General features: G+C 62.7%; 12 protein-coding genes. 6 read left to right on the top strand and 6 right to left on the bottom strand.

Going from position 1 to position 16664, the window contains the following annotated elements:
* The first annotated feature begins 83 nt into the window (after positions 1 to 83).
* The 4 genes from ACFQ6Y_RS25540 (at position 84) to ACFQ6Y_RS25525 (ending at position 7544) form a co-directional block, all read left to right on the top strand.
* Positions 84 to 3977 carry a Pls/PosA family non-ribosomal peptide synthetase gene (locus ACFQ6Y_RS25540; protein WP_378639541.1) on the top strand — a complete coding sequence of 1298 codons (3894 nt, stop codon included), beginning with the start codon at positions 84 to 86 and terminating at the stop codon, positions 3975 to 3977.
* 11 nt (positions 3978 to 3988) lie between these two features.
* Entirely contained in the window at positions 3989 to 5290 is a 1302-nt protein-coding gene (locus tag ACFQ6Y_RS25535; RefSeq protein WP_378639539.1) for a M1 family metallopeptidase, read from the top strand.
* A gap of 161 nt (positions 5291 to 5451) precedes the next feature.
* Positions 5452 to 5967 (top strand): hypothetical protein, encoded by a 516-nt coding sequence (locus ACFQ6Y_RS25530; RefSeq protein WP_378546024.1) that lies wholly within the window; start codon positions 5452 to 5454, stop codon positions 5965 to 5967.
* An 11-nt stretch (positions 5968 to 5978) separates the two neighbouring features.
* Positions 5979 to 7544 (top strand): SPFH domain-containing protein, encoded by a 1566-nt coding sequence (locus ACFQ6Y_RS25525; protein WP_378638642.1) that lies wholly within the window; start codon positions 5979 to 5981, stop codon positions 7542 to 7544.
* A 47-nt stretch (positions 7545 to 7591) separates the two neighbouring features.
* On the opposite strand, the gene ACFQ6Y_RS25520 is transcribed toward ACFQ6Y_RS25525, so the two are convergent.
* The gene (locus ACFQ6Y_RS25520; RefSeq protein ID WP_378638638.1) at positions 7592 to 8866 is read right to left on the bottom strand and encodes an MFS transporter; all 1275 of its coding nucleotides are present in this window, start codon (positions 8864 to 8866) and stop codon (positions 7592 to 7594) included.
* Entirely contained in the window at positions 8866 to 9510 is a 645-nt protein-coding gene (locus tag ACFQ6Y_RS25515; RefSeq protein ID WP_378638633.1) for a GntR family transcriptional regulator, read from the bottom strand. The genes ACFQ6Y_RS25520 and ACFQ6Y_RS25515 overlap by 1 nt, the downstream gene beginning before the upstream one ends.
* A gap of 175 nt (positions 9511 to 9685) precedes the next feature.
* On the opposite strand from ACFQ6Y_RS25515, the gene ACFQ6Y_RS25510 reads away from it, so the two are divergent.
* Positions 9686 to 10807: a GGDEF domain-containing protein gene (locus ACFQ6Y_RS25510; RefSeq protein WP_378638628.1), complete on the top strand. Its 1122-nt coding sequence runs from the start codon at positions 9686 to 9688 to the stop codon at positions 10805 to 10807.
* 14 nt (positions 10808 to 10821) lie between these two features.
* On the opposite strand, the gene ACFQ6Y_RS25505 is transcribed toward ACFQ6Y_RS25510, so the two are convergent.
* From ACFQ6Y_RS25505 to ACFQ6Y_RS25490, 4 genes are all read right to left on the bottom strand, one after another.
* The gene (locus ACFQ6Y_RS25505) at positions 10822 to 11619 is read right to left on the bottom strand and encodes an SDR family NAD(P)-dependent oxidoreductase (RefSeq protein WP_378534632.1); all 798 of its coding nucleotides are present in this window, start codon (positions 11617 to 11619) and stop codon (positions 10822 to 10824) included.
* A 78-nt stretch (positions 11620 to 11697) separates the two neighbouring features.
* Positions 11698 to 12384 carry a class F sortase gene (locus tag ACFQ6Y_RS25500; RefSeq protein ID WP_378638624.1) on the bottom strand — a complete coding sequence of 229 codons (687 nt, stop codon included), beginning with the start codon at positions 12382 to 12384 and terminating at the stop codon, positions 11698 to 11700.
* 129 nt (positions 12385 to 12513) lie between these two features.
* A complete protein-coding gene (locus ACFQ6Y_RS25495) occupies positions 12514 to 13992 on the bottom strand; it encodes a hypothetical protein (RefSeq protein WP_378638621.1) in 1479 nt (492 codons plus the stop codon).
* 623 nt (positions 13993 to 14615) lie between these two features.
* A complete protein-coding gene (locus ACFQ6Y_RS25490) occupies positions 14616 to 15074 on the bottom strand; it encodes a carboxymuconolactone decarboxylase family protein (protein WP_378534625.1) in 459 nt (152 codons plus the stop codon).
* A 49-nt stretch (positions 15075 to 15123) separates the two neighbouring features.
* Here ACFQ6Y_RS25490 and ACFQ6Y_RS25485 point away from each other — a divergent pair, with 49 nt between their 5' ends.
* Positions 15124 to 16515 (top strand): PLP-dependent aminotransferase family protein, encoded by a 1392-nt coding sequence (locus ACFQ6Y_RS25485; protein WP_378638619.1) that lies wholly within the window; start codon positions 15124 to 15126, stop codon positions 16513 to 16515.
* Positions 16516 to 16664 lie beyond the last annotated feature (149 nt).

Raw genomic sequence — 16664 nt, 5'->3', positions numbered from 1 at the left:
CCAACTCGCAAACTTGTCATGAGACTTTCAACTCGACAGTTCGCAGGACTCTAAGTTTCGTGAGTAGAACAGGACCAACGGGTTTGCCACTCCAGTCGCAGTCGGAGACGGAACAATCTTTCGAGATACCGTCCGTATTCCTACGGTCGGCGCATGCACCTGCGCCGCGCACGCTCATCGACATCGTGAGGGCCTCAGCCGAGGCCAACCCGGAAGCACCTGCCATCGACGACGGCGACACCACACTGTCGTACTCGGAGTTGCTCGACGAGATCGAGCTCGGTGCGCGCTGGCTCGGTGATGCCGGCGTCGGCGCAGGTGACCGCGTCGGAATCAGGATGCCGTCTGGTTCGCGGTCGCTGTACGTGGCGATCCTGTCAATCCTCGCGGCGGGCGCAGCCTATGTGCCCGTCGACGCCGACGATCCGGAAGAGCGCGCCGAGTTGGTCTTCGGCGAGGCGCAGGTAGCGGCGATCATCACCGGCGACGGTATCCAGCCAGGGACGGCGCCGAAGCGACTCGAACATCCACCGGTTCGCGAGCCCGAACCCGACGACGACGCCTGGATCATCTTCACCTCCGGATCCACCGGCACCCCCAAGGGCGTCGCGGTCACCCATCTCAACGCCGCAGCGTTCGTCGACGCCGAGGCGCGCATGTTCCTCCAGGACGAGCCCATCGGGCCGGGCGACCGCGTCCTCGCGGGACTGTCCGTGGCATTCGACGCGTCCTGCGAGGAGATGTGGCTTGCGTGGCGTCACGGCGCCTGCCTCGTCCCAGCACCTCGTTCGCTGGTCCGCAGCGGTATGGACCTCGGCCCGTGGCTGGTCTCGCGAGACGTCAGCATCGTCTCCACCGTGCCGACGCTTGCGTCTCTGTGGCCGGCCGAAGCTCTCGAAGCCGTTCGACTCCTGATCTTCGGCGGCGAAGCCTGCCCACCCGAACTGGCCGAGCGCCTCGCCGTCGAGGGCCGTGAGGTCTGGAACACCTACGGCCCCACCGAGGCGACCGTCGTGGCCTGCGGCGCGCTGATGGACGGCAAGAGCCCCGTCAGTATCGGCCTCCCCCTCGACGGCTGGGACCTTGCCGTCGTCGACGCCCAGAGCAATCCCGTCGCGGTCGGTGAGGTGGGCGAGCTTGTGATCGGCGGCGTCGGCCTGGCCCGCTACCTCGATCCCGCGAAGGACGCCGAGAAATACGCGTCGATGCCCTCGCTCGGGTGGGAACGCGCGTACCGCAGCGGCGACCTGGTCCGACTCGAGACCACCGGTCTGATGTTCCAGGGCCGGGCAGACGATCAGGTCAAGCTCGGCGGCAGGCGGATCGAACTCGGTGAGGTCGACAATGCCCTGCAGAACCTGCCGGGTGTCAGCGGCGCTGCCGCAGCCGTGAAGAAAACGGCGGCCGGCAATCAACTCCTCGTCGGATACATCGCGAGCACGGACCCCGACTTCGATCTCAAGGCCGCTCACGCTTTGCTCAGCGAACAATTACCGGCAGCCCTCGTGCCGCGTCTGGCGTTGATGGACGAACTTCCGACGCGCACGTCAGGCAAGGTCGACCGCAATGCCCTGCCGTGGCCGTTGCCCGGAGCCGGCGAGGACGCCGGGGCCGCGCTGGGACTCGACGGCACCGCTGCATGGGTGGCCGGCCTGTGGGGATCGATCCTGGGCGCACAGATCACCGGACTCGACGACGACTTCTTCGAAGTGGGCGGTGGATCCCTCTCCGCTGCTCAGCTGGTGACCGCCCTGCGCGAGCGGTTCCCCGAAGTGACCGTCGCACAGCTCTACGACCATCCACGGTTGGGATCGCTCGCCGAATATCTCGACGAATTGGCGCCCACCGAAACTGTGGAGCCGCGCATCGTCGCTCCAACACCCTTGAAGACTCAGGTGGCGCAGATCGCCGTCACCGTTCCGCTCACGACGCTCACCGGACTGCAATGGGTGACGTGGCTGGCGATCGCGAACAACGTCCTCGGCTGGTTCGTCGATGCGAAATGGGCTCCCAGCATCTCGTGGTGGTGGATCCTGCTGGCGTTCATCGTGTTCATCACGCCGATCGGGCGCATGACCATCACTGTCGTCGGAGCACGCCTGCTCCTACGCAAGCTGGAACCGGGCACATATCCGCGAGGAGGTAGTGAGCATCTGCGTCTGTGGATAGCTCTGCGCCTCACCGAAGCCAGTGGGGCAGCCAACCTTTCGGGTGCACCGTGGATGCTGTACTACGCACGCGCCCTCGGTGCCGACATCGGCAGCGGCGTCGATCTCCACACACTTCCCCCCATCACCGGCATGCTCGAACTCGGTGACGGCTGCTCCGTCGAACCCGAAGTCGACCTCTCCGGTCATTGGATCGACGGCGACGTCATTCACATCGGCGAGATCAAGATCGGTGACGGCGCCTCCGTCGGTTCACGCTCGACGCTTCTGCCCGGCGCACGTATCGGTCGCGACGCCGTCGTCGAACCCGGATCGGCGGTGTTCGGCCGCGTCAAAGCGAACCAGCAGTGGGCCGGATCCCCGGCGGTCAAGATCGGCAAAGCAAATCACCCGTGGCCGTCCGAGCATCCCAAGCGCGCGCCTGGCTGGGTTCCGGTGTACGGCGTCACCTCGATCTTCCTGGCCGGCATGCCTATCTTTGCGCTGATGACCGGGATCGCTTTGATCGGTTGGTGGGTTCGGGACACCGAGACTCTCGGGAACGCAGTACTTCAGTCGATGATCATTCTCCCTTTGGCGACTGTCTTGTCCCTGCTCGTCTTCGCTCTCGTGACGCTGGTTGCCGTTCGTCTTCTCTCGATCGGGATGACCCCCGGCTACCACCCGGTCCGCAGCCGCGTCGGCTGGCAGGTGTGGGCGACCGAACGACTGCTCGACTCCGCCAGGACCTTCCTCTTCCCCCTCTACGCCAGCCTGCTGACGCCGGGTTGGCTCCGGTTCCTGGGTGCCAAGATCGGCAAGAACGTCGAAGCATCCACGGTGCTCCTGCTTCCCAAGTTCACGACGGTCGCCGACGGTGCATTCCTCGCCGACGACACCATGGTCGCGAGCTACGGCCTCGGCGGCGGCTGGATGCACATCGAACAGGCAAAGATCGGCAAGCGTGCGTTCCTCGGAAACTCCGGCATGACCGCACCCGGTCGACGCGTCCCCAAGAACGGTCTGGTGGCCGTCCTGTCCGCCACACCGTCCAAGGCGAAGTCCGGATCATCGTGGCTCGGCAGTCCACCGGTACGTCTGCGGCGGGCTGCCGGGGACACCGACGCTGCCCGGACGTTCAATCCGCCGATGCGCCTCAAGATCGCCCGTGGAGTGGTCGAAACCTGCCGTCTGATCCCGGTCATGGTGACGTTCGGCATCGGACTCGGCGTTCTGTTTGCACTCGAAGCGATGGTCGTCGCAGTCGGATACTGGCTCGCGGCGCTGCTGAGCGGTGTAGTCCTGCTCGTCGCCGGCGCGGTTGCAGGCGCGATCACCATCGCGGCAAAGTGGATCGTCGTGGGACGCATCACCAAGGTCGAGCATCCGTTGTGGAGTTCGTTCGTCTGGCGCAATGAAGTGGCCGACGCGTTCGTCGAGACGGTCGCGGCACCGTGGTTCGCCCGTGCGGCGACTGGTACTGCCGTACTGAACATCTTCCTGCGCGGGCTCGGGGCGAAAATCGGCAAGGGCGTTTGGTGTGAGTCCTACTGGCTACCCGAGGCAGATCTTGTGACTTTGGGCGACGGGGCGACGGTCGAACGGGGGTGCGTCGTGCAAACTCATCTCTTCCATGATCGGATCATGTCCATGGATACCGTCACTCTGGGAGCAGGAGCAACACTGGGACCGCATTGTGTCGCGCTACCCGCAGCCGGCATCGGCGCGGGAGCGACAGTCGGGCCTGCATCTCTGGTGATGCGAGGTGACACCGTTCCGCCTTCCACGCGCTGGCAGGGCAACCCGATTGCACCGTGGGCGGCCTCGTGAAGCCGAACCGCATGCTCGAGGAGCCGCTCGATCCGTACCTGCCGCACAACGGCAACCGCGGTTACCGCGTGTCTCGGTACGAACTGGAACTGACGTACAAGGTCTTCAGTAACCGTCTCGCGGGCAAAGCCGTCATCACCGCAGTCACCACCGAGAGCCGATCCAAGTTCAGCTTCGACCTCGCGCAGAACTTGCAGGTGTCCAAGGTGTCCGTCAACGGTGCCCGCGGCACCAAGTACACGCACCAGAACAGCAAGCTGGTCGTCACACCCTCCACCAAGATTCCCGCTGGCGGTGCACTGTCGGTCACCATCGCGTACAACGGCAATCCCGAGCCGATCAAAAGCCTGTGGGGCGAGGTCGGATGGGAGGAACTCGACGAAGGAATACTGGTCGCAAGTCAGCCCAACGGCGCCGCATCCTGGTTCCCCTGCGACGACCATCCGATTTCCAAAGCGTCGTACCGCATTTCGATCACCACCGATTCGCCGTTCTACGCCCTCGCCAACGGCAAGCTGATCCGCAAGCAGACCCGCGCAAGTCAGACCACGTGGGTCTACGAGCAGACCGAACCGATGGCAACCTATCTGGCCACCATTCAGATCGGCCAGTACGAGCACCGTCAGGTGAGCGCCGGTCCGGTGCCGGTCTTCGCCGTTCACCCCCCGCGACTGCGCGCAGCGTTCGACATCGATTTCGGTCGTCAGCCGCAGATGTTGGAAGTCTTCGGAAAACTGTTCGGGCCGTACCCTTTTGCCGACTACACGGCTGTGGTCACCGACGACGAACTCGAAATCCCCATCGAAGCGCAGGGTCTCTCGATCTTCGGAGCCAACCACTGCACGGGCAGGCGCGGTTCCGAACGTCTTGTCGCGCACGAGCTTGCCCACCAGTGGTTCGGCAACAGTCTCACTCTCGGACAATGGTGTGACATCTGGCTGCACGAAGGCTTTGCCTGCTACGCGGAGTGGATTTGGTCCGAGAATTCCGGCGGCCCGTCCTCCGACCAATTGGCCGCCAACGCCTATCAGGGGCTCCGGCGCAAACCTCAGTTCTTGATCATCGGCAATCCTGGCCCCGCCCACATGTTCGACGATCGAATCTACAAGCGGGGCGCGTTGACTCTGCACGCCCTGCGCGGCGTCCTCGGAGACGAGAAGTTCTTCGAACTGATCCGTCAGTGGACCACGAAGCATCGGCACAGCACGGTCAGCACCGAGCAATTCACCGATCTTGCTTCACGTTTCACCGACACTCCGCTGCGGCCCCTCTGGGATGCTTGGCTGAATCAACGCTTCCTACCTCGACTCTGACGCTTACACGCCGTACCACCACACAGCCGCACCACCACGCCGAAACATTCCGAATGCGCCGATTAGCTTTGTCTTACCTTTACTATAGAGGTGGGCCGAGGGACGACCCCGACAACACAAATTTCAGGGCACGCTTCCTCGACAGGTAGATCGGGGGATCGATGTTCGTTGTATTCACAATATGTTTCGTGATCGGAGTTGTCGCTCTGATCGGAGCCTTTGCCGTCGGCGAGGTTGCGGATCTCGGCGGCGGCCACGCAGACGGGCTGCCGTTTCTGAGCCTGACAACTTTGGCCACAGCACTTTTCGGCTTCGGCGCCGGCGGCGTAGCTGCCACTCTCGCGGACGCTCCGACGTTGGTTGCGGTGATTGCGGCAGTCGCACTCGCCGCCGTTCTCGTTGTCGTCACGCGCGGCCTTCTCCTCCCTTATCTCCTGAAGCAACAAGATAATTCGCACATCGGGCGAGATTCATACTCCGGACTACTGGGCACAGTCACCCTCACGATCGCCGCCGAAGGCTGGGGAGAAGTCTCGTTCGTCGATGCCGACGGCAATCGCGTGCAGGCGAAGGCAATCAGTTCACAGCCGGTGGCGCTCACCACCGGCACCACCGTCTACATCGCCGATGTGGACGATCAATACCTTCACGTCGTCACGGTTGACGACGCGATCTAAGGACTCGATACATGCTGGCAATCATCATCATTGCAGTTGTAGTCGCGGTAATCATCTTCATCGTTCTACCCGCGATCTACGTGAAGAACTACGTCAAGGTCCCGCCGAACGAAGTGGCGGTCTTCACCGGTCGCGGCAAGCCGAAAGTGGTACGCGGCGGTGCCCGATTCAAGATTCCCGGCATCGAACGTGTCGACATCATGTCTCTCGAACCGTTCAACGTCAGCATCAACCTCAAGAACGCACTCTCCAACGACGGCGTTCCGGTCAATGTCGAGGCAGTCGGACTGGTACGGATCGGTTCCGCCGACGAAGCGGTTCAGACAGCGGTGCAACGATTCCTGACCTCCGATCTCGACGAGCTGCAGCAGCAGATCAACGAAATCCTCGCGGGCAGTCTGCGCGGAATCACCGCAACCATGACCGTCGAGGACTTGAACTCCAACCGCGACTCCCTCGCCCGCAGCGTGGTCGAGGAGGCAGGCGGCGACCTTGCCCGCATCGGCATGGAAGTCGATGTCATCAAGATCGCGGGAATCTCCGACTTCAACGGCTATCTCGAGTCGCTGGGTCAGCGCCGTATCGCCGAGGTCAAGCGCGATGCTGCAATCGGAACTGCTGAAGCAGAGCGTGATTCGCAGATCCAGTCGGCAAAAGCGCGCCAGGCAGGATCCGTCGCCCAGGCAGAAGCCGACACCGCGATCGCCAGTGCGAATCAGAAGCGCGACGTCGAACTCGCTCGCCTGCGAGCTCAGACCGAAGCCGAGAACGCCGAAGCCGACCAGGCTGGACCACTCGCGCAGGCAACAGCCGAGAAGGCCGTCGGCATCGCACGTGAGCAGGCCGAGGCGGCCCGCGTCGAGGCGCGCACCGAGGTCGAGCGTCGTCGCGCCCAGCAATCGGAAGCGGCGTTGCAGGCAGATGTCATTGCGCCGGCCGAGGCCGAACGCCAAGCCTCCATCGCACGCGCCGAGGGTGAGCGGCAGGCTGCGATCCTCCGCGCCCAGGCACAGGCCGAGTCAGCAAGGCAGGCCGGTGGCGCTCAGGCCGATGCACGAAAGCTCGTCGCCGACGCCGTTCGCGCTGAGCAGCAGGCTGACGCCGACGGCCTGCGAGCACGTCTGGAAGCCGAAGCTGACGGACGCAAGGTAGCGGCCGACGCCGTTCGCGCCGAGCAGCAAGCCGAGGCGGATGGTTTGCGCGCCAAGCTCGAAGCGGAGGCGGCCGGTAAGCGTCAGATCGCCGAGGCGCTCAATTCCTACACCCCGCAGGCGGCACAGTTGCTCACTCTGCCCGACGTTCTGGCGGCATTGGTCGACGCCACCGCAGCGGCGGCGAAGCCGGTCGGAGACATCGATCGCATCTCGATCGTCGGAGGCAGCGACGGGGCGCAGAGTTCGATCGGTTCGATCCTGGGTATCAGTCCCCAGGTGATTGCCGGCGTCATCGAAACTCTCGAGAGCTCAGGCGTCGACATCACCGGCTTGCTCAACGGCCTGAACAAGGCGGCACCGGCGCCTTCAGTACACAGTTCGGTTCACAGCTCCGAGAACGGGTCCGCAACTGTAGATGCATGATTCACCCGGTCCGCCGACTCTCGCGGGAGTCGGCGGACCCGGCGGCGTCATGCAGTCGGAAGATGCGAACGCGACTTGAAAAGGATCAGCACCAGGCAAGCAGCTGCGGCAACTGATCCGAACAGAAGAGTCACCGTATAACTCAGCGCCGGAATGCTTTCCGAGAGCATTGCCAGCAGAGCCGGCACGGCAAACCCGATGTAGGTGATCGAGTAGAACACTGCCGTCAGCCCTGCCAGATCATCTGGGCCCGCGATTCGCTGGATCTCCAGCAATCCGGACACCAATGCCATGCCGTACCCGCAGCCGAGGATCGCTGCGGCGACGATCGCGACCGCCACGGTCAGCGTCGACGCAACCAGAGCAGCGGCCGCCATGCCGACCACCAGAAACACCAGCGCCACCACAGCGCCACGCGCACTACGGTCGGTATCGATCTTGCGCCCCAACGACTGAATCGCGAACCCACATGTCAGCGCAACCATGCACAGCAAAGCCGAAAAGGCCACGGGCGCATCGCCACTGTGCCCGGTCATCAGCGACGGAATGACTGCATACGCGACACTGGCAGCACCGAACACCCACGGAGCCAAGGGAACAACGACGTAGAGGAATCTGCGATGGCCCGCCGAAGGGATCTTGAGGTCGTCGATCAACCTGCGTCGATCGGATTTCTCCTGTGCCGGTCGGGTTTCAGGCGCACGCCACAGCGCCACGCCCGCAATTACGGTGATCACGATGTGCAGCACGTACGCCAACGCGCTCGGCATGGGCGCCCACTGCGCCAAGATTCCCGCAGCACCTGCCCCCAACGCGAAGCCGGCGGTCAGACTCATCGCTGCTCGCCGGGCTCCCGCACCTTCCGACGCCTCCGAATCCCAAGGCTGCGTGGACAACTCCTTTACCCACGAACCGCCGACGGCCATGCCGATCCCCAGAGCGATGCCGCAGAGGATTCTTCCCAAGATCAGGACAGCGGCGGAGTCGGCACCGAAAGCGAGAAGCGCCGAACCGGCGATCGCGATGATCGGTGCCGGAAGCATGATCGGGCGTCGGCCCAATCGATCTGACAGCGGTCCGCCGAGCAGAAGGGCCGGCACGATCCCGACCACGTAGGCGAAGAGGAAGAAGTCGACCATCACGGGCGAATAGCCGTGGTCGAGTCGGTACATCACCAGCAGCGGCGTGAATTCGTTACCGCCCCAGGCCGCGGCGAACATACTGGCAGCGACGGTCAGCCACAGCCAGTTCCCACCGCTGCCGCGTTCACTGCCGGGACGACGATCGACCGCGGCCGCAGCGCCCATAGTTTGGGTGCTCATCACAGAGTTCCTTCGAAGCCGAGGCCGTGCACCTGGCGCATGTGTGTGAGGGCGGCAGTGTTGTAACCGTCAGCATCGCCGGATTCGACGAGGTCGGTCAGCGCCGTGTGGTCCGCCAGTATCCGAGGGAGTTGGCCAGGGTCGCGCGAGATCGACCGTGCTGTCATCCGCCGTTGTCTGTCGCGCAGACTTGCGTAGAACGAGTCGAGCAAAGGGTTCCCACCGGCGGCAACGATCATCTTGTGAAAGTCGGCGTCGATTGCGCTGAATGCGGCCACGTCCCCGCGGTCAGCAATCTCACGTTGCTCGATCAGATTCGCGCGCAACGCTGCGACAAGCACTTCGCGTGCGTGCGGTCGGACCGACACCACTCGAACACTCTGAGTCTCGACGAGTTGTCTGGCACTGACTACGTGTTCCGCTTCCCCGTCCGCGACCGGGACGATCAGCGCCCCCTTCTTCGGGTAGAGGCGCATCCAACCTTCCGATTCGAGACGCAGAAACGCCTCACGCACCGGCGTGCGGCTCACATTGGTCCGTGCGGCGATGTCACCCTCACTGATCAACTCCCCTCCGGCAAGCTCGCCGGAAAGGATCAGTTCCTTGACTTCGCGGAAGACGGTTTCGGAAGCGGAATACAACATAGACACAAGATGTATTTATACTCCATGCTGGCCCAACCCCGTCTCTCGGGTCATCGATCCGAACATCTCAGTCCAATGCGGCATCGGCCCAGTTAGCATTGCAAGGTGCAGGACAGAAGAGGAGTCGGTTCACGATGCGCGGTACACACCCCCGCCATCGCACACTGAAGCGCCCATGACGTCGCAGATGAAGTCCATGAGGACGCTGACCCGCGAGTGGTTGGTTCTTCCCGATCAATACGACCGCTTCACTCGCTACCTTCGCGATAACGGCCTGACTGCCGTCACCCGGCTACTTCTTGGCATCATCGTCATCGGGCTCGGCGTGTGCTCACTGCTCAATCGGTTCAGCCCGTCCGGTCCGACAAGCCCTGTTGCTCTGTTCTTCAACACCGTCGTCACGCTCGCATGCTTCGCGGTCGGAATCGCCTGGTGGACATTCGGCCCGACCAAGCGTAGATCGTTCGGCTTCGTGGTCTTCTGCGATGTTGCGGTCTCGATCGCCATACTCGGCGACTCGGCACCGCTCGCACGTCTGCTCACTTGCGTCATCTACGCACTGATCGGCATCTACATCGCCTATTTTCACAATCCGAAGTTGCAGGTCGCACACCTGACCTTCTCGGTTGTGATGATCGCGGTGGCTGCGGAGCCGATCCTCTTCGGACCGGATCGCGATCCTGCGCTGGGCGTTTCGAAAATGTTGGTTGTCGTCACTGCACTCATGATCTGCGCGTTCATCTCGCAGATCGTGCTGACGATGCTCAGCATGGACGCATCCAGCTCCGACCTGGATCCACTCACCGGTCTCCTGAACCGTCGTGGTCTCGACCGCCACGTCGAGAAGGTACTCGAGGGGTTCCAGCGTCAGGAATCTGCGGCACTACTCGTGATCGCGATCGACATCGACCGGTTCAAGACGATCAACGACGTCCACGGTCACGACGTCGGCGATCGCATCATTCTTCGAGTGGCACAGCGCTTGTCGTCCTGGGCGCATGCCGATGCTGTCGTCGCGCGAGTCGGTGGCGACGAATTCGTCCTCGTACAACGACTTCCGGTCCCGGCAATCGGCCCGATGCTCGACTCGATCGGGCCGGCAATGCACTCGAACGCCGACGAGATCCCGTCGACGTCGAGCATCGGAATCGCCGTGCGTACCCACAAATTCGTCGCCGGAGAAGAGCGCGCAGCAGCGTTCACGGACATGCAGAAAGTCGCTGATTCGGCGATGTACGAAAGCAAGAGACTCGGCGGCGGACGCGTTCACACGATCGTCACCACCGCGACCAGGTAGCCGTACGCGAGGTATCAGTAGTAGACCGGCCCCGGCACTCCCCCACCGACAGCCACTGCGTCCCCCGTGATTGCGATGCTCCGCGGCGATGCCAGGAAAGTCACGACGTCCGCTACTTCTTCGGCGTCGATGATCCGGTGAATCGAGTTCGTCGCGATGCCCTCTTCCACCTGCGCAGGCGAACGGCCGGATTCTTCCGACTCGCGCGCGATCCGTGCGGTCAACCTTTCGGTTCGCGTAACCCCCGGATGGACGACGGTGACGTTGATTCCCTTGGGGCCCAGCTCGTCTGCAAGATTCTTGGTCAGCGCCGACACACTGACGTTGCGGATCGTGTGGGCGATCGAAGTGGCCTGTCTGGCCCCCAAGCCGCTGATGTTGATGATCCGGCCCCAGCCTTGATCGATCAGATATGGCGCTACTGCGCGTGCAGTGCGCAGGTACCCCAGCACTTTGACGTCGAGCTCACCACGCACGACATCATCGGAGGTCGCCTCCAAGTCGAACGATCGCCCCGCACTGAACGGCGTCGCAGCCGAGTTGACCAGAATGTCGACGCCGCCGAACTCCTCGACCACCCGCCGCACCGACGCCTGGACCGAATCGTCGTCACGCGTGTCGGTCGCGATGCCGACAGCTCGAACTCCGAACTCCGAAGCCAAATCTCGGGCAACGTCCACGACAGTCGATTCCGTCCGCGCAAGTATCGCGACATCAACCCCTTCAGCTGCGAGACCTCTGGCAATGGCCAGGCCGATCCCCTTGCTCCCGCCGGCGACAATGGCACGTTTCCCAGAAAGGTGAAGATCCATGCCTGCGACACTATCCAACAGGTAGTCCCCGATCTCTACGACGAGAGATCGGGGACCGTGGGCGCAATTTCCAGTGAGTCAGACCATCAGGTCCGCGTACAGGTAGACGTTGTCGGCGTAGTTCCCCACACCGTCCTCGAATTGGAGTTCACCGCCGCAGGTGACAACAGCCAACTTGCGGGCGCCCTCCGGGCCGGCCAACACGCTTTCCTCCACGCCGTCGGCCTTCGGACGCGTCTTCACCGCGGTCACCTTCCACGACGTGCTCTTGCCGGTCGCGTCGGATGTACGGATCACTTCACCTGGTTCGATCGTGCCCAGGTCGAACAGTGCGCCGTTACCCTGGCCGGTCAAATTGACGTGTCCGGCAATCAAAGTCGTGCCGGTGACCGAGTCGAGGGCGGCACCGTCGAGCCAGATTCCGACGTTCTTGACGTTCTCCGGCGGAGTGAGGACGCCGTCAGGGACTGTGGCGTCCACGATCGGCGCCTGAACACCCACCGGATCGAGCGAAAGGGTGTTGGGAGCCATCAACGCATCCGCCGGTGCTGGATTCGCGGAGTGCGACACGACAACTCCCGGACTCGGCGGAATCGCAGCATTGTCATCGGAGGATCGTAGGCCGACGAAGGCCATGGAAGCGCCAGCGACAAGCACCGCGATGACGGCCAGGATGAGCGCGACGCGACGCCCCTTAGCGGGACTCGCGGGCTGGTCGTGGTTGGGATCGTCGTATGGGTTGGGATCCGACTCGTACATTGTCATCGAACTGTCTCCTGCGGGATGAGGCGCCCCCGGCACCTCTTGCGAATTGACGCCCCCTGCGTCTGATCAGTGTCGGCACCGATCACACAGCCTGTGATCGGTGCCGACGTCTACTGCTTGTGCCTGGCGTCAGGAACGCTTGCGGCGGAGAGCAACTGCTCCGGCAGCAGCCATTCCGACCAGGGCGAGACCTGTCACTGCGACGGCGACGTTACGGCCTGAATTCTGTTCAGCAGCACCACCGTCGATGGCAACCGGCCGAGGTCCTGTGGCCGGCTTCGGAGTCGCCGGTGCCGGAGTCGCAGGCGTGGCAACCGGCTGCGACGGAACAGGAACACCGGGAACTACGGGCACGACCGGCACAATCGGAATGATGGGCACGATCGGAACAATCGGCACTATGGGCACGATCGGAACGACGGGAGTTGCGGGTGTCGTCGTTGCGGGCGTCGTTGTTGCCGGTGTTGTCGTTGCCGGTGTCGTCGTTGCGGGCGTCGTTGTTGCCGGTGTTGTCGTGGGCACTGCGGCATATCCGACGCTGGCGGATGCATTCATCGAAGCGGGCCGAACGGTGTCGAACGACGCGAAGATCTGGCATTCCGCCCCGGCAGTGTTCCAGTGCAGGTTCTCGACCGAATCCGGAATAACGCTTGCGGTCACGGAGTAGTCCCCGCTGTTCGCAGCGGTGAGGCAAAGATCAACGGCGGTCGGTGCATCTCCGCGACCGTCGACCGTCAATTGGTTTCCACTCAGCGTCGCCTTGCCGTTGTCGCCACAGACAGTGAGTTCGGTTCCCGCCGAAGACTGAACACTGATCGGCTTCCGGTACATATTCGTGTTCAGGGTGAAAACGGCGGTTTCTCCGGCTTTCAGGGTGCCGGTCGCCGGCGTCTTGCGAGCAAGGTCGAGCGTTTGCGTGACGTTCATGATCTCGACGATGCGAGCACGCTCGTCTGCGCCGAGATTCCTGTCGCACAAGCCTTTGAAGTCTGCCATCAGCGGATTGTCGTAGTCCGAGACACACCACACCAGCGTCTGGCGCGCCGAGCGCGCATCTTCACTGCCATTGCCCGAGACGCTGCCGTCGAGCTTGGCAGGATTCTGCAGCAACCAACTGATGACAGCGAGATCGTCGGCCGACAGATCGGGATTGCCCGAAGACGGCACGGTCGGCCCCATCTCGTCGTTGTGCTTGTCGACGGGCAAGCCGTTCTCGTCGACGCCGGCACAGGGATCGAGATCGAAGTCCGTGCAGTACATCCATTCCGACTTCGCGATTCCGTCGACGTCGCGAACACCGCAGACCGGCGCGTCGACCGCGGTCGAGGTACCCCGATCAGTAGTGCCGTACAGCGGCACGATGTTGCCGTCGTTGTAATGTTCGAGTCGAACACCTGCGATGTCGAGCATCTGCTCCGAGGGCGTGTACTCGGTGCCCTCGCACAGCCCGGCAGTGAATGCCGGAGCCGCCGCGGCTCGCACCGGCAGTGGCGCGGAGACAGCCGGTGAAGCAAAAGCAACGCTACTGCCGGCTACCGTCACGGCAATAGCTGCGGTTAGCGAGAGCCGGAGAGCAAGCGGCCTCCGCCGTGAACCAGACACAGTCATCAAAGCTTCCCTTTCAAGACATTTCGGTAGCGGGGAGGTTGCCTGGATTCCCAAGACCACGCTGTCCAGCACTCACTTCCGAGAGGATAGGCCAGTTACTTATGGCAACCAGCCAGTTACTAGAAGGCAATGTAGTGCATGTTTCAAGAAAGTACACATGCTCATCCAGCCTTTGAGCGCAGCGACGCCCCACGGGCAACGAGTTAGCCAAGCCGGTGACTGAAACCTTGTCCAACCGCACAACCGTCACGATCAACCCAAAAATGGCTCACCCAACCCAGACGATCCCGTCATTTCTCGGCCGCTAGCCAGTAGGTAACTCATGGATTCCAAGGAAACCCACAGGAAGGGACGCTTTCGGTCCGCGCGCAAAATGAAGGGGCCCGCGTGGCGGGCCCCTTCATGGGAGATTTCAACCGAGACTGCTTTGTCGGAATTCGGACAACCTGTCCGCGCTCGGCACGCTCGTCCGATGGTTCATAATGTGATTTGCATCACATTCAAAGATTCAGTCGGTTTTGTTCACACTCGTAATCAATCTTTTGGTCGCCTTTGGGGCGATTACCTAAATATTCGGCTGAGACAAAGGACCCCGGATCGAACGCAGAGGATGCGACTCGGGGTCAGCTTCGAACCGGAGGCGCCTTCCTCGTGGTCACCGCGATGCGATTCCACGCATTGATCGTCAAGATGACGCTGATGAGCTGGGCCAGTTCCACGTCCGAGAATTCGCCGGCCGCCTCACTGTACACCCCGTCCGGAACGAAACCGTCGGTGAGGACTGTGACGGCCTCGGTCAAGGCGAGAGCGGCGCGTTCGCGATCGGAGTACATCCCTCGCGCTTCTTCCCACGCGCTCAGCAGATACAGCTTCTGCTCCGTCACACCGACCTTTCGAGCATCACGTGTGTGCATGTCCAAGCACCATGCGCAGTGATTCAGCTGCGACGCGCGGGTGAGGACCAATTCGACAAGCGTCGGCTCCAGCCCCTGACGCGCAGCGGCATCCAACGCAATCATCGCCTTGTAGACCTCGGGCGCCAGCTTCGCAATGTCGATTCGTTGGCCTGTTGTTGTAGTCATACCTAAACCGTAAGCCCGAAAAGACCCCGAAACGTGGTTCAATCCGGTGATGAATTCATGGGCCAATCTTGGGTTCGATCTGCATGTCGAACTACCGCACGGAATTGGGGTTCGAGCCGCGTTGCTACAGACGCTTCGCGACGCGATCGACAGTGGGCTGTTGAAACCTGGCACCAGGCTTCCACCCTCCCGCACCCTGGCACTCGACCTCGGCGTCGCACGAAACACCGTTGCAGACTGCTATGCCGAGCTTGCTGCAGCTGGATGGCTCGTCACACGGCAGGGTTCGGGGACCGTAGTCGCTTCGCTCGCCGACGCACACATTCGCGGGACCGATCCGTCGCCGACAAGACCGCGCTTCACCTACAGCCTTCTCCCCGGATCGCCGGACGCGTCGGCGTTTCCCCGCGCTGCATGGATTTCCTCCGCCAGGCGGGCGTTGACTGCCGCACCGAACGACGCATTCGCCGCCACTGACCCCAGAGGCCGAGTCGAGCTCCGAAACGCCCTCACCACCTATTTGAGCCGAGCCAGAGGAGTTCGCGTCGACCCGAACCGCATAGTGATCAGTGCCAGCTCGGGTCACGGGATCTCCCTCCTCGCCCGTGCACTTGGCGGAGCGATTGCCGTCGATTCGTTCTGCCTTCACCTTCACCGGCAGCTACTTGTCGACGAAGGATTACGAACAGTTCCCATCTCCGTAGACGAATCCGGAACTTGCACAGAAGAATTGGCGTCAACATCCACTCGCAGCGCGCTTCTGACTCCGACGCATCAGTTCCCTCTCGGGGGACCACTGACGCCGGCAAGGCGAGCAACCGCTGTCGAATGGGCCTCGAGCACGGGCGGCGTCATCATCGAAGACGACTACGACGGCGAATTCCGTTATGACAGAAAGCCTGTCGGAGCACTCCAAGGCATCGCACCGCAGCAGGTTGCCTACCTGGGCACTGTCAGCAAGACACTGTCGCCGGCGATTCGAATTGGGTGGATGGTGTTGCCGGACAGGCTGATCGAACCCGTTCTCGCAACAAAGGGACCCTACGAACGCTGGGTCAGTTCAACGGATCAATTGACCTTGGCAGACTTCATCGAGTCCGGAAGATTCGACAGCCATATTCGGAAGATGCGCGCCACTTACCGACGACGACGCGATCAACTGGTTGCGACGCTCGCTCAGCAGGTACCTCAGGTCCGGATCGAGGGGATCTCCGCGGGACTTCACGCTGTGGTGCGACTGCCTTCAGGAAGCGAACAAGCCGTGCTTGCTGCTGCTCAGACACGCGATCTCGGCCTCGAAGGGCTCTCGACCTTCCGGCACCCCGACGTGTCTTCAGTCGGGGGTGACGGCATCGTCGTCGGATACAGCACGCCGACGCAATCCCAGTATCCGAGGACGCTGGATGTGCTGTGCGAGGTGCTACAGGCGGCGCTGCGCTAAGTGCCCACGAGTTTTGCCGGTTCTCCCGGCCCACCCCGCCAGCCCTGCCCCAGCGAACGTACCGTTCATCTCGTTGAAGGCGACGGAAGTGCCGTTCGCTCGATCCCGGCGCGTCGTCGGTCACGCCCCTGCCCGGATGGTGTGAACGT

The organism is Rhodococcus sp. NPDC056516 (assembly GCF_042794655.1).
GTDB lineage: Bacteria > Actinomycetota > Actinomycetes > Mycobacteriales > Mycobacteriaceae > Rhodococcus_F.
This window is presented reverse-complemented; position numbering and strand designations above follow the sequence as displayed.

Coding starts and splice junctions, on each gene's coding strand:
- ACFQ6Y_RS25495 (WP_378638621.1), bottom strand. CDS start 13,992: ATGACTGTGTCTGGTTCACGGCGGAGGCCGCTTGCTCTCCGGCTCTCG.
- ACFQ6Y_RS25505 (WP_378534632.1), bottom strand. CDS start 11,619: ATGGATCTTCACCTTTCTGGGAAACGTGCCATTGTCGCCGGCGGGAGC.
- ACFQ6Y_RS25485 (WP_378638619.1), top strand. CDS start 15,124: ATGAATTCATGGGCCAATCTTGGGTTCGATCTGCATGTCGAACTACCG.
- ACFQ6Y_RS25525 (WP_378638642.1), top strand. CDS start 5,979: ATGCTGGCAATCATCATCATTGCAGTTGTAGTCGCGGTAATCATCTTC.
- ACFQ6Y_RS25515 (WP_378638633.1), bottom strand. CDS start 9,510: ATGTTGTATTCCGCTTCCGAAACCGTCTTCCGCGAAGTCAAGGAACTG.
- ACFQ6Y_RS25520 (WP_378638638.1), bottom strand. CDS start 8,866: ATGAGCACCCAAACTATGGGCGCTGCGGCCGCGGTCGATCGTCGTCCC.
- ACFQ6Y_RS25535 (WP_378639539.1), top strand. CDS start 3,989: ATGCTCGAGGAGCCGCTCGATCCGTACCTGCCGCACAACGGCAACCGC.
- ACFQ6Y_RS25500 (WP_378638624.1), bottom strand. CDS start 12,384: ATGACAATGTACGAGTCGGATCCCAACCCATACGACGATCCCAACCAC.
- ACFQ6Y_RS25510 (WP_378638628.1), top strand. CDS start 9,686: ATGACGTCGCAGATGAAGTCCATGAGGACGCTGACCCGCGAGTGGTTG.
- ACFQ6Y_RS25530 (WP_378546024.1), top strand. CDS start 5,452: ATGTTCGTTGTATTCACAATATGTTTCGTGATCGGAGTTGTCGCTCTG.
- ACFQ6Y_RS25490 (WP_378534625.1), bottom strand. CDS start 15,074: ATGACTACAACAACAGGCCAACGAATCGACATTGCGAAGCTGGCGCCC.